General features: G+C 73.6%; 9 protein-coding genes and 1 pseudogene. 4 read left to right on the forward strand and 6 right to left on the reverse strand.

Translation table 11 applies throughout. The features are described from left to right. Positions 1–56: 56 nt before the first annotated feature. On the reverse strand, positions 57–1,433 hold the full coding sequence (locus IG86_RS0112955) for a M64 family metallopeptidase (RefSeq protein ID WP_078905886.1): 1,377 nt from the start codon (positions 1,431–1,433) through the stop codon (positions 57–59). A 140-nt stretch (positions 1,434–1,573) separates the two neighbouring features. Between IG86_RS0112955 and IG86_RS0112960 the strand changes: the two genes are divergently transcribed. Beyond that, positions 1,574–2,950 (forward strand): helix-turn-helix domain-containing protein, encoded by a 1,377-nt coding sequence (locus IG86_RS0112960; RefSeq protein WP_045936939.1) that lies wholly within the window; start codon positions 1,574–1,576, stop codon positions 2,948–2,950. On the opposite strand, the gene IG86_RS0112965 is transcribed toward IG86_RS0112960, so the two are convergent. The 3 genes from IG86_RS0112965 to IG86_RS0112975 all read right to left on the reverse strand — a co-directional run bounded on the left by IG86_RS0112965 (position 2,913) and on the right by IG86_RS0112975 (position 5,397). After that, the gene (locus IG86_RS0112965) at positions 2,913–4,436 is read right to left on the reverse strand and encodes an MFS transporter (protein WP_053631378.1); all 1,524 of its coding nucleotides are present in this window, start codon (positions 4,434–4,436) and stop codon (positions 2,913–2,915) included. The genes IG86_RS0112960 and IG86_RS0112965 overlap by 38 nt on opposite strands. A 38-nt stretch (positions 4,437–4,474) precedes the next feature. Then, complete coding sequence (locus tag IG86_RS0112970; protein ID WP_045936938.1) at positions 4,475–5,056, reverse strand: TetR/AcrR family transcriptional regulator; 582 nt, start codon at positions 5,054–5,056, stop codon at positions 4,475–4,477. Positions 5,057–5,151: 95 nt separating this feature from the next. After that, a complete protein-coding gene (locus IG86_RS0112975) occupies positions 5,152–5,397 on the reverse strand; it encodes a DUF6158 family protein (protein ID WP_030819980.1) in 246 nt (81 codons plus the stop codon). Between the two features lie 133 nt (positions 5,398–5,530). Here IG86_RS0112975 and IG86_RS0112980 point away from each other — a divergent pair, with 133 nt between their 5' ends. Both IG86_RS0112980 and IG86_RS41140 read left to right on the forward strand, forming a co-directional pair. Further along, entirely contained in the window at positions 5,531–6,133 is a 603-nt protein-coding gene (locus IG86_RS0112980; RefSeq protein ID WP_030819982.1) for a TetR/AcrR family transcriptional regulator, read from the forward strand. Between the two features lie 38 nt (positions 6,134–6,171). Continuing rightward, positions 6,172–7,431: pseudogene (locus tag IG86_RS41140) on the forward strand (MFS transporter); the annotation flags it as partial. On the opposite strand, the gene IG86_RS0112990 reads toward IG86_RS41140, so the two are convergent. Then, the gene (locus tag IG86_RS0112990; RefSeq protein ID WP_030896868.1) at positions 7,396–8,304 is read right to left on the reverse strand and encodes a LysR family transcriptional regulator; all 909 of its coding nucleotides are present in this window, start codon (positions 8,302–8,304) and stop codon (positions 7,396–7,398) included. The pseudogene IG86_RS41140 and the gene IG86_RS0112990 sit on opposite strands and share 36 nt — an antisense overlap. A gap of 183 nt (positions 8,305–8,487) precedes the next feature. Here IG86_RS0112990 and IG86_RS0112995 point away from each other — a divergent pair, with 183 nt between their 5' ends. Beyond that, positions 8,488–9,024: a DUF6817 domain-containing protein gene (locus IG86_RS0112995; RefSeq protein ID WP_030819986.1), complete on the forward strand. Its 537-nt coding sequence runs from the start codon at positions 8,488–8,490 to the stop codon at positions 9,022–9,024. Here the strand turns inward: IG86_RS0112995 and IG86_RS0113000 are convergent. After that, complete coding sequence (locus IG86_RS0113000) at positions 9,021–11,903, reverse strand: TIM-barrel domain-containing protein (protein WP_078905887.1); 2,883 nt, start codon at positions 11,901–11,903, stop codon at positions 9,021–9,023. The genes IG86_RS0112995 and IG86_RS0113000 overlap by 4 nt on opposite strands. Between the last annotated feature and the right edge of the window lie 177 nt (positions 11,904–12,080).

Below are 12,080 nucleotides of genomic sequence, written 5' to 3' on the forward strand. Positions count from 1 at the left end.
CCGGCGGGGCCGGCACGCCCGCCCTCCGGGCGGCCGGCGCCACTTCGCGGACCCCCCTAGAGCCGGACCTTCCACTCCACCGAGGAGCGGAGCGTGCGGGCGGTCTTCGGGTCGCGGACCGACGGCGTGCGGTCCTCGGCCGTCACCGACAGGCGGTGGGTCCGCAGGTCGAAGAGCCACAGCTCGGCCACGGACACCTCGGTGCGCCCCTCGAACCGCCTCAGTTCCCTGCCGTCCAGGTACCAGCGGACCGCGAGCTGCCTGCCGTCCGCTCCGGCCAGCTTCGGGACGGCGACCTTCGCGGTGTCGCGCAGCCGCAGGGTGCGGTCCGTCGGGGTGAGCGCGGTGGCGATCTTCGCGTGCTGGTAGAACCCCGCGATCATCGACTCGACGCCGGGCAGGTTGAAGGGCTTGCCCAGGACCCGCATGAGGGAGTTGTCGGTGGGCCGGTACAGCCCCGTCACGTAGTAGTTGCCGCCCTCGTACGCCCCGACCGTGCCGCCGTCCGGCGACTCCTCGCCGAGCCAGCGGTACCACTTGGCCCGCTGCGCGGCCATCCGGTCGGCGGGCAGGCCGGAGCTGTTGGATTCGACGGGTTCGGGGCCGGTGTACTTCTCGTACTCCGGCACGCCCGGGTAGAAGTACTCGTCGGCGAGCTTGCCCAGCGAGTGGCCGGTCTCGTGGATGGCGACCTGGCCGGACTTCGGGTGGCCGGCCGAGGCGGTCGATATCCCCTCGTAGCCGAGGGTCGCGCTGGGCTCGTTGTAGCCGGCGCCCCCGTACTTGGCACTGTTGGCCAGGACGATCACCAGGTCGGCCGCCGGCGCCTTCGCCACGTACGCGTCTACCTTGGGCTGGTCGATGCACAGCAGCCGCTCGATGGCGTCGCACCAGAAGTAGGAGCCGAGGGCGGTGTCGCGGACGGCGGCCGGGTCCGGGTCGCCGGAGACGCCCGATTCCCGGGAGACCGCGTCGACCGTCCAGACGTTGAAGAGGCCGCGGTAGGTGGTGTACGGCTCGACGGCCGCCACCTCGGCCCACTTCTGCTCGGCGTCCGCGTGGAACCGGGGCAGTTCGGCGGCGGTGTAACCGTCGCCGATGACGACGACGTCGAGCCGGTCGGCGGTCGAGCCGTTGTCGATGATCTTGGTGACCTCGCCGTCGGCCGACCGCTCGGCCTCGGTGAGCCGGCCCGCGCTCTTGGCGGGGCTGCCGGCCGACGGCACCAGGGCATGCCCGGATCCGGCGTCGCCGCCCTGTTCGGGCCCGGGGATCTCGACCTCCACCCGGGGCCCGGCCGGACCGACCGCCGCTTCCACCGCGTCCGCCGGGCCGGCGGCCACCAGCGCGGCGGTCGCGCAGACCATCGCGAGCGCCGCGCGCAGTGCCGGACGCCGCGTCCGTCGTCTGATCGCACCTCTGACCGGATCCATGAAGTCCTCCCCCGGGAAAGGAAGTTAAGCAGGCTGATAAACGCACTGAATCGGCTGCTTAAACTAGGCGGCGCACAGGAGGTGCGCAATGGCGTACTCCGGTTGAATACTGGGGAGTTCGAGCAACCAGGGGAATTTCCATGGACGAACCGGGCCAGATCGGCCGCAGGGTCCAGCGCATGCGTGTCGAACGCGGGCTGACCCAGAAGCAGTTGGCGCACCCCTCCTACACCTCGGCCTACGTCTCCACACTGGAGTCGGGCAAGGTGCGCCCCTCCGAGACCGCACTGCGCTTCCTCGCCGCCCGCCTGGGCACCTCGTACGAGGAGCTGGCCACCGGCCGCCCCGCCCATCTGGCCACCGAGCTGCGGCTCGCCCTCACCGACGCGCAGCGCACGCTCGCCACCGGCGCGGCCGACGAGGCCGCCGTGCGCTACCGCCGGCTGCTCGCCGAGGCGGAGGAGCTCGGGCTCGCCCCCGAGCAGGCGCAGGCCCGCCTCGGGCTCGGCGAGTGCGCGCTGGAGTCCGGTGAACTGCCCGCCGCGATCGGCCACTTCGAGGAGGCCGAACGCCTGCTGGCCGACGAGCCGCTACCGCTGCGGGCCCGGCCCGTGCGCGGCCGGGCCGTGGCGCACCTGCTCGCGGGCGAACTGCGCTACGCCTGCTACCTGCTGGAGTCCGCCATCGACGAGCTGGGCGCGAGCGGGCTGGCCGACCCCGACGCGCTGGTCCTGCTGCACGCCGCGGTGATCGGGCCGTACATGGACATGGGCGCCCACGCCCGCGCCGCCCACTCGGCGGAGATCGCGCTCGCCCTGGCGCCGCAGGTCGGCGATCCGGCGCTGGTGGCGGGCATGCACCGGCAGGTGGCGCGGACCTTCCTCGCCGAGGGGCGGATGGCCGAGGCCGACGCCTCCCTGGCCAAGGCGCAGGCGATCTACGGCCGGCTGCAGCTGAGCACCGATCTGGCGCACTGCCACTGGATGCGGGGCTACGTACTGGCCCAGAACGGCGAACTCGAACCGGCGGAGCGGGAGCTGCGCACGGCCCGGGACATGCTGTCGGCCCGGCGGGCCGGCCTGTACACGGCCCAGGTGGAGGTGGAGCTCGCGGACGTACTGCGCCGGCTGGGCCGGCAGGACGAGGCCGCGGGGCTGCTCGCGGCGCTGCTGGACCTCGGCAACAGCCACGGCGCCGTGCACGCCGGCGGCGCGCACCGGCTCCTCGGCCTGATGGCCGAGGAGCGCGGCGAGTCGGAGTCCGCCGAGGAGCACTACGTACAGGCGCTGGCCCTGCTGGAGCGCAGCGGGGCGACGGGCGACCTCGCCGACCTGTGCCGGCTGCTGGGGGACCTGTTGCGGCGCACCGGCCGGGTCGAGGCCGCGATGGACGCGTACCGCACGGGTCTGGGACACCGGGCGGCGCCGGGCACCACCACCCTGGGGCCGGCGCCGGCCGGCGCGTTCCGGCCCGCCCGGGTCAGTGGTTCTCGGTGGGACGCAGATCGCGCGGAATGAGCGCCCAGCTCGTGGCCGCCGCGGCGACGGCGAGGCCGCCGGCCATGAGGAACGCCGGGGTGATGGCGAGGGTGTAGGCGTGCGAGGCGGTGTCGAGCAGGGCCTGGCCGACGGCGCCGCCCAGGCGTTCGGCGATGTGCGCGGCCTCTCCGACGGAGTCCCGTGCGGCGGCCGCGGTGGGGCCGTCCAGTTCGAGGTCGGGCAGGTTGCCCCGGTAGAGCGCGGCGGCGGTGGAGCCGAGGACGGCGACGCCCATGGCCGAGCCGAGTTCGTAGCAGGTCTCCTCGATGGCGGCGGCGCTGGAGACCTCGGCGGCGGGGGCGGCGGAGACCAGGGTCACCGAGGCGACGGTGGTCGCGGTGCCGGCGCCCAGGCCCATCACGGCGAGGGCGGCCGCGAAGGCCGGGTAGCCGAGGTCGGTGAACTGCTGGAGGGTCCACGGCAGTGCCATGCCCGCGGCCAGGACGACGAGTCCGGCGCCCAGCACGTGGCGGATCGCGAAGCGCTGCATCAGCGAGGGGGCGACCATCGAGGCGGCGATCAGCGCGAGCGGGGCCGGCAGCAGGCGCAGTCCGGCCTGCAGCGGGGTGTAGCCCTCGCCGTACTGGAACCACTGGGTGACCAGGAAGAGGATGGCGCCCATGCCCACCATGGGGAGGAAGATCGCGGTGGCCGCGACGCTGAAGGCGGGCTTGGCGAACAGCCGTACCTGGAGCAGGGGGTTGTCCAGCCTCGTCTGGCGGCGGACGAAGACGGTCAGCGCCACGGCCGCGACGAGGAGCAGGGTCCAGGGCAGCGGGTCGGCGACACCGCTCTTGCCGAGCTGCTTGATGCCGCCCGCGAGGGCGAGCATGCCGACGACGGACTGTCCGACGCCCCACCAGTCCCACCGGCCGCCGCTGCGCGGGGAGCGTGATTCGGGCAGGTAGCGCAGGCCGGCCGCCACGATGACGGCGGCGACGGGCAGGTTGAGGAGGAAGGCGGAGTGCCAGCCGTAGTCCTGGACCAGGAGGCCGCCGACGACGGGCCCGAAGGCCATGCCGCCGCCGAAGACGGCCGCCCAGACGGCGAGCGCGAAGGCGCGCTCCTTGGCGTCGGTGAAGACGGTGCGCAGGATGGACACCGTGGCCGGCATGATGGCCGCGCCGCCGATGCCGAGCAGGGCGCGGGCGGCGATCAGGTGCCAGGCCTCGGTGGCGAACACGGCCATGAGCGAGGCCGCCGAGAAGATGCCGAAGCCCGCCATGAGCAGCCGCTTGCGGCCCCACCGGTCACCGAGCGCGCCCGCGGTGACCAGGAGGCCGGACAGGGCCAGCGCATAGACGTCGATGATCCACAGCTGCTGTACGGCGCCGGGCTGGAGGTCGCCGACGAGCGAGGGGAAGGCCACGTTGAGGATCGTGGTGTCCATGGAGATGAGCAGGAGGCTGCCGGAGAGGATCGCCAGGACGATCCACCTGCGAGGGTCCGGCGTGGGGGTGTGCATGGGGTTCCGTTCGGGGTGTGTGCGCGGTGACGGGCGGATCAGGGTGCGGGGGAGCCGGCGGGGGGCGGCGCGGAGGGCCGCGTCCCGCTGAGGAAGGAGGTCAGGACCAGGTGGCCGATCTGCCGGGGGGCGAGGTGCCCGTCCCGGACTCCTTCGGCCGCGGCGTCGAGGAGTCCCCAGAGGGAGTACCAGATCCAGTACGGCGGGAGGTCGGCGCGCAGCCGCCCCAGCCGCTGGCCGAGGGCGAGGAAGGCGAGGGCCCGCTGGTCCTGCCGGTCCACGCCGGCCCGGAACGCGGGGTCCGCGAGCACGGTGGCGTCGCGTGAGGTGAAGCCGTAGAGGTGGGCGGCGGGCAGCAGCGCGACGACCAGTTCCTCCAGGGCGGCGTCGAAGGCGGCGGCGTCGGCGTTCTGCGCCAGGTCGAGCGGGGCCAGGCAGCCGTCGACCACCTCGATCGCCCGGACCGCTACGGCTTTCAGCAGGGCCTCTCGGGTCGCGTAGCGACGGCTCAGCGTGGCGCGGCTCGTCCCGATTCCGGCGGCGATCTGCACCATCGAGGCGCTGTGGTCTCCGGCGAGGACGCGGGCGGCGCCGTCGAGCAGTTCTTCTTCATGCACCATCTTGAGCCTCCTTCGCCTCGAACGATACAAGATTGTCTCATTCGAGGCAAAGAAAGCCCACCCGCCGTCGACGGCGGGAGCCGGCGCGTGTGGTGTCAGTGCTCGCCGTTGGTGCGGGCGCGGGCGCCCGATCGGGTGCGGGAGGCGGTCTTGGCCCGCTGCGGGTGACGGCGCACGTACTCGTGCTCCAGCTCGTTCATCCGCTTGGTATGGGTGACCAGGGCGTCGTCGGACCCGTGCAACAGGGTCTCGTGGCGCGTGCGGTGGATGGCCTCCAGCTCCTTGAGCAGCCGGCCTTCCTCAAGGTCCTGCGCCGACGGACCGCCGTCGTGCTCCGTCATGGCACGTGCACCTCCTCCTCGGGCCCCCGCCCAGTCCATCATCCTCCGCACCGCGCCGCGCGTCCTCGCCAGCCGCCGCGGCCCCGGGCAGCGTGAGTAGACAGTGTCTACGCGCGCTGGTAGACAAAGGTCCATGGACCAGGAGAGACCCCTTCGGGAACGGCTGATCGACGTCGGTGCGGAACTCGTCATGAGCGAGGGCACCGGCGCCCTCGGGCTGCGGGAGATCGCCCGCCGGGCGGGCGTCTCGCACGGCGCGCCGCGCCGGTACTTCCCCACCCACCACTCCCTGCTGTCGGCGATCGCCCGGCGCGGCTTCGCCGATCTCGGCGAGCGGTTCGCGGAGGTGGCCGCCGGAGCGAGGGAGTCCACTCCGCGGGAGCGGGTGCGGGCCATCGGCTGCGCCTACGTGGGCTACGCGCTGGAGCACCCCGGGATGTTCGAGCTGATGTTCCGGCACGACCTGCTGGACAGCGCGGGGCAGGACCCCTCGGACGAGCCGCGGCTGCGGGAGTCGACCCTCCCCCTGTTCGCCCTGCTCGTAGCGCTCGTCGGCCGGTGCGGGGCGAGGGAGCCCTCCGTCACCGCCGCCGCCCTGTGGGCCAACCTGCACGGTGTGGCGCAGCTGTGGCGCTGGGGCAGCCTGCCTCTGGTCCTCGGCGAGGACCGGGCCGCGGGTGTCGAGCGGCTGGTGGACGCCGCCGTCGGCGCGCACCTCGGGGGTGTCCCGGCGTGAGGCAGCGGATCTCACTGCTCGTCAGTGTGGCGGGCGCCATGCTCGTCGCGCTCGACGGCACCGTGCTGACGGTGGCGCAGCCGAGCCTGAGCCACGACCTCGGGGCGAGCGTGACGCAGGTCCAGTGGACCAGTACCGCCTACATGCTGGCGGTGGCCGCGTTCCTGGTCGTCGCCGGTCGGCTGGGCGACCGGTACGGGCACTCCCGGCTGCTGTTCGTCGGCGTGCTCGGCTTCGCCGCGGCCTCGGCGGGCATCGTCTTCGCGCCCGGCGTGGGCTGGGTGATCGCACTGCGCGCCGTGCAGGGCGTGTTCGGCGCGCTGCTCCAGCCGGCCACGCTGGCGCTGCTGAGACTCGCGTATCCGCCCGACCGGCTGGCCACGCCGGTGGCCGTGCGGACCAGCGCGATCGGGGTGGCCGCGGCGGCCGGTCCGCTGCTGGGCGGTCTGCTGGTCGCCCAGTGGGACTGGCGGGCGGTGTTCGTCGTCAACGTGCCCGTGGCCGTGGTGATCGCCGCGCTGACGCTCGCGGTACGGGCGCCCGCGCCGCCGCGCGAGGAGGCGGGGCGGCTGGAGCTCGGCGGTGCGGCCCTGCTGGCGACGGCCGTCGCGGTGTTCGTGCACGCGCTGGTCGGCGTACCGGAGCACGGGTGGAGCGGCGCGGCGACGCTGCTCGGGTTCGCGGGCGCCGCCGTGCTCGCCGCCTGGTTCGTACGGCGGGAACGGCGTTCCGCGCGGCCGCTCGTGCCGCCCGCCGTGGCCCGGGCCAGGGCGGTGACGGCCTCGATGGCCCTGCTGCTGGTGGTGTCCGCGGGCATGTTCGGGGCGCTGTTCACGGCGACGTTCCGGCTCCAGGACGTCCAGGGGCTGGACGCGCTCGAGACGGGACTGCGGGTGCTGCCGCTGACGGCGGTGATGGTCGCGGGCGCTCCGGTGGCCGGGATGGCACTGCGCCGGTTCGGGGCGCGCCGGACCGCGCTGACCGGTACGGCCCTGGTCGTCGCCGGGATCGCCGGGCTCGGCTCCGCGTCCGGGCCGGCCTTCGCGGTGCTCGGCGCCGGCTTCACGACCGTCATGGTCACCGCCACCGGGGCGGTGGTCGGCGAGGCCCCGGCCGGGTACGCCGGGGTGGTCGGCGGGCTCAAGCAGACGGCGATGAACGTCGGTCCGGCCCTGGGCATCGCGGTCGCCGCGAGCGCCGGGGTGGAGGGGCCGTCGCTGGTGGCGCTGGCCGCGCTGGCCGCGGTCGGTCTGGTCGCGGCGTCACTGCTGCCCGGCGGCGCGCGCCCGGCAGCTGCGGGCGACCTCGTCGGCGAAGACGAGGGCCGGCGGGGCGAGGGCGGCCCAGCGGCGGACGGCCCAGCCGACGGCGAGCGGCGGCAGGGCGGGGATCGGCACGAGGCGCAGCGGCCCGTCGCGACCGGGGACCTGCCAGCCGGGCAGCGCGGGCACGACGGCGTGTCCCAGGCCTAGTTCGGCGAGCAGCAGGGCGGTGTCCCAGTCGGCGACGCTGGTGTCGGAGCGTACGTGGATGCCGGACTCGGCGAGGGCGGCGTCGAGGTGGGAGCGGGAGGCGGAGTTCTCCGGGAGCCGGATGTGGCGGATGCCGGCGAGGTCGGCCGGGGTGAGGCCGGCCCGGCCGGCGAGGGGGTCGTCGGCGCCGACCGCGAGCACCCAGGGCAGTTCCATGACGGGGCGCTGCTCGATGCCGCGCACGGGGGCGCCGATGGTGATCCAGGCGAGGTCGAGGTCGCCCGCCGCGAGGGCGTCGAAGCAGCTGCGGCTGGAGTTCTCGGTCTGGAACTCCAGGCTCACCTCGGGGTGGTCGCGGCGGAAGGAGACGACGGCCTCGGACATGAAGTGCCGCACGGTCGTGGCGCCGGTGGTGATGCGCACGGTGCCGCCGCCGCCCCGTACGAGGTCGTCCACGCGGCGCAGCGCGCCGTCGAGGCCCGCGATGCCGTCGGCGGCGGCCGCCTGGACGATGCGGCCGGCCTCGGTGGGTACGACGCCGCGGGCGTGCCGCTCCAGGAGGCTGGTGCCGGTCTGCTTCTCCAGGCGGCGGACGTGCTGGCTGACGGCGGACTGGGTGCAGCCGAGGTCGCGTGCGACGGCACTGAGGCTGCCGACGCGGCAGACGGCCACGAACACGCGGAGGTCGTCGAGGGTCATGAGACCCAAGATATTCCTTGGATGTGGGCAGCGAACAGGAGGATTGACTTGGGTGTTGGGGTGGATCAAGATCGATGCAGGGCCCGGGCGGCAACCCGTCCCCGCCTTCGCCACGGGGTCCGGACCCCCGGCGAAAGGTGTGGACGGGTGCCGACCCACCACCACGGTCCCGGGGAGGCTTCCGTGTCGGAACGTGCCGTCGCTTGGCTGCGGGAACTCGGTGCGCAGGACGTCGCCCACCCGGGCGGGACCCTGTCGGCGCATCTGGAGCGCGTCCGGGGGCTGCTCGCGTCCTGGGGTGCCCGGCCCGCCCTGCGAACGGCGGGCCTGTGCCACGCGTTCTACGGAACCGACGGGTTTCCCACCGCTCTGCTGCCGCTCGCCCGGCGGGCGGAGCTGGCCGCGGTGATCGGCGAGGAGGCCGAGTCGATCGTCTACCTGTACGCCGCCTGCGACCGGGCGGCTTCGTATCCGACGCTCGACCGTGCGCAGGCGGCCTTCCGGGACCGGTTCACGGGCGCCGTCCACTCCCCCGCCCTGCAGTCGCGGCGGGACCTGGCCGAGCTGTCGGCGGCGAACGAACTCGACCTGGCGCGGATCGATCCCGCCTTCCGGGAGGCGCGGGGCGGCGAACTCCTCTCGCTGTTCGGCCGGTTGCGGGGGCTGCTGAGCGAGCCGGCCTGGCGGGAGTGCCAGGCCGTGCTCGCGGACACGACCTAGGCGGTGTTCACCGGTGCGGGGCGGCCGGTGAGGGTGATCTCGGCGGCACTGGTCCAGGGGCCGCGTCCGCCGGCTTCGCTCAGGGCTCTGAGGCGCAGGTAGCGGCCGGTCTTCGGGGTCAGGGCCGTGGTCTTGGCGGCGGCGGTGTCGGCGAAGGTGCCGCTCGCCACCGGCGGACCCCAGTCCGTGGTGGTGTCGGAGAGGTGGATCTCGTAGCCGCCGATCCGGCCGTTGACACCGCCGTCCTGGCGGGGGAGGTAGCCGAGGCCGTCGACGGTGTGGCGGGCGCCGAGATCGATCTGGATCTCGTGCGGCAGCGGGGCGGGCTTCGGGGAGGACCAGGCGGTGTGCCACATCGTGGCGGGGTTGCCGTCGAAGGCGCCTGCGGCCGCGCCGTTCTCGGCGGCGGTCTCCTGGCTGTCGGCGTGCACCAGGGACCAGCCCGTCCGGTCGATCGGCGCGGAGGCGGGCAGGGATTCGGCTGCGGGCAGGGTGGTGCCGGTGGCCTTGACGGTGAACGCCTCCGCCTTGGTACCGGTTTTGACCCGGAGGATCCCGGCGTGGTCCGCCGGGTCGAAGAACCAGCCGGTCGCGGCGGCGTCGTAGGCGGCCTTGGAGGCCAGGCGCGGCAGGGCGGCCGCGTCCACCGTGAGGGCGGTGGGCGCGGAGGCCACGTGGAGGGTGAACTCGTAGCCCCGGGAGGCCGGTTTGCCGGCGTAGCTGCCGGTGGGGGCGCCCACGGAGACGGTGACCGTGCCGGTGCCCGACGCGGGGGCGGTGACGTCGACCCGCTGGCGGGCGTAGGCGCCCGACTCGTGGGCGCGGGTGCGGCCGTCGTCCTCGTAGAGGCTGAAGGAGGAGGCGCCGCGCGGGTGGATGTCGTAGGTGAGGGTGGAGACCGGCTTCTCCCCCGTGTGGTTCATCTGCGGCCACATCGGCACGATGCCGCCGCCCTTGACGAACAGCGGGAGGGTGTCGAGGGGCGCCCGGTACCCGTCGAGCCGGCCGGGGCCCTGGTACGTCCGGCCCGTCCAGTAGTCCGTCCAGGTACCTGCGGGCAGGTGGATGCCGTCGCGGACCGTGGTGTCGGAGACGACGGGCGCGACGAGGAGGGAGTCGCCGGCCATGAACTGGCCGCTGGTGGCGTTGGAACGCGCCACCGGGTCGTCGGGGTACTCCAGGACCATGGCGCGGGTGCTGGGGACGCCCGTCTCGTGCGCGACGCGGCTCATCGTGTACAGGTAGGGCATCAGCCGCATCTTCAGCTGGAGGTACTTGCGGTTGATGGACAGGTACGGTTCGGCGAAGCGCCAGGGCTGCTTGTCGTGGTAGCCGGTGGAGGGATTGGTGGCGCCCCACCCGGACATGGTCATGAAGGCGGGGGTGAACGCCTTCCACTGCAGGTCGCGGGTGTAGGTCTGCGGGCTGCCGCCGAAGATCCCGTCGATGTCGCCGGCGGCGTAGTTGAGGCCGGAGAGTCCGGCGCCGGTGATGGCGGGGACGTGCCAGCGCATGTCGTCCCAGGTGCCGTGGGTGTCGCCGGTCCAGACGACGGCGTTGCGCTGGGTGCCCGCCCAGCCGTCGACGGTCCAGACGAAGCGGCGGGCGTCGGAGTTCTTCTCGATCCCGTCGACGGCCTGTTGCACGCCGTCGAAGGCGTACTTGTAGCCGCTGCCGATCCAGGCCACGTCGGTCTTCACGCCGCGGCTGCCCGCGGCGGCGACCTCGTCGGCGATGGAGCCGAGGCCGGTCGAGGTCCACAGGCCGGTCTGGAAGCCCTTGGCCCGGAGGGCGTCGACGGTCGATTTCAGGGGTGCGGTGTAGCCGCAGCCGTAGCCGTCGTTGGGGAGGAACCAGCCCGAGGGCATGTCGGCGGCCCGCGCGTCGGCCGCGTAGCCGACGACATCGGGCGTGGTCTGGTGGCGGGGACGGGCGTGGTCGCCCTGGTACTCGGGATTGGAGGCGTTGAAGCAGTCGGCGTTGCCGAGCTCGAAGCCCCACATGGGGGCCATGAACGGCTTTCCGCTGACGTCGGTGTAGGCGTCGAGCACGGATTTCAGCGAATCGCCGGTGAAGTACCAGGCGTCGAAGCGCTTCTCGTCGTGGGTGAGGGTGGTGGGGGCGTTGAATCCGTAGGAGCCCGGGGCCCAGGTGTTGCGCATCACGCCGTAACCGTTGGTGGACATGTAGAAGGGGGCGGGGCTGGCGTTGCCGTTCTCGCGCCACTTGTTGTCGACGGCGATGGGGACGCTCTTGTCGCGCAGCGCCCATTCGCCCAGGCGCAGGCCGGTGCCGTAGAACTGCTCGTCCGCGCCGCGGGCGAGGTACTGCGTGGTGCGGCCGCCGGTCCAGCTGGTGGGCCGGGTCTCCTGCCAGACGGGGGTCGTGTCGTCGGCGCGGTAGACGGCGAACCGCAGCGGCGACTTGTAGACCCGGATGGCGAGGGAGCCCGTGCTGATCCGGTGGTACGCGCCGGCGTCGGTGTGGTTCACGGGGACGGACCCGAAGTCGGTGGTGACGGCGAGGTCGGAGCCGGCCGGATCGTCGGTGAAGGTGCCGTCGGGTGAGAGCCAGAGGCGGAAGATGTCGGCGCGGGCGACGACCACCCGGGCCTTGGCGCCGCTGGAGGCCGTGACGGTGAAGGTGTTCCCGGACCGGGTGAGGCCGGTGACGTCGCCCGCGGTGGCCGTGGTCCCGGAGGGGGCCGCGGTGGCGGGTGCGACGAGCGGTCCGGCGGCGGCCAGGCCCGCGACGGTGAGGGCGGCGGCGAGCAGGGCGGCGCCCGGGGCTCGCAGCCGCCGCCCTGCTCGCCGGCGTGGTGAGCGCGGCCGGCCGGATAAGGGGACCCGTCGGCTCCTGCGGATGCTCGGCAGTCTCATGGGGCAGCTCCTCGTGCGGTCCGGAAAACGGACACAGCTCTTTGGCATGCTCCCGGCAAGATAGCGCTCCGGCGGCCTCCTTTGAAGGATGCTGCTCGAAGTCACCTTCCATCAAGCATCTTTGAACAACTTTCAGGCCTCAGCCGGGCACGCGGAAGCCACGGCCGGCCACGGTGG

Source organism: Streptomyces virginiae (genome assembly GCF_000720455.1).
Taxonomy (GTDB): domain Bacteria; phylum Actinomycetota; class Actinomycetes; order Streptomycetales; family Streptomycetaceae; genus Streptomyces; species Streptomyces virginiae.

Excerpts from the sequence above, each read along its gene's own strand:
- IG86_RS0112990 (WP_030896868.1), bottom strand. The coding sequence starts at position 8,304 with ATGACCCTCGACGACCTCCGCGTGTTCGTGGCCGTCTGCCGCGTCGGC.
- IG86_RS0112965 (WP_053631378.1), bottom strand. The coding sequence starts at position 4,436 with ATGCACACCCCCACGCCGGACCCTCGCAGGTGGATCGTCCTGGCGATC.
- IG86_RS0112970 (WP_045936938.1), bottom strand. The coding sequence starts at position 5,056 with ATGGTGCATGAAGAAGAACTGCTCGACGGCGCCGCCCGCGTCCTCGCC.
- IG86_RS0112980 (WP_030819982.1), top strand. The coding sequence starts at position 5,531 with ATGGACCAGGAGAGACCCCTTCGGGAACGGCTGATCGACGTCGGTGCG.
- IG86_RS0112975 (WP_030819980.1), bottom strand. The coding sequence starts at position 5,397 with ATGACGGAGCACGACGGCGGTCCGTCGGCGCAGGACCTTGAGGAAGGC.
- IG86_RS0113000 (WP_078905887.1), bottom strand. The coding sequence starts at position 11,903 with ATGAGACTGCCGAGCATCCGCAGGAGCCGACGGGTCCCCTTATCCGGC.
- IG86_RS0112960 (WP_045936939.1), top strand. The coding sequence starts at position 1,574 with ATGGACGAACCGGGCCAGATCGGCCGCAGGGTCCAGCGCATGCGTGTC.
- IG86_RS0112955 (WP_078905886.1), bottom strand. The coding sequence starts at position 1,433 with ATGGATCCGGTCAGAGGTGCGATCAGACGACGGACGCGGCGTCCGGCA.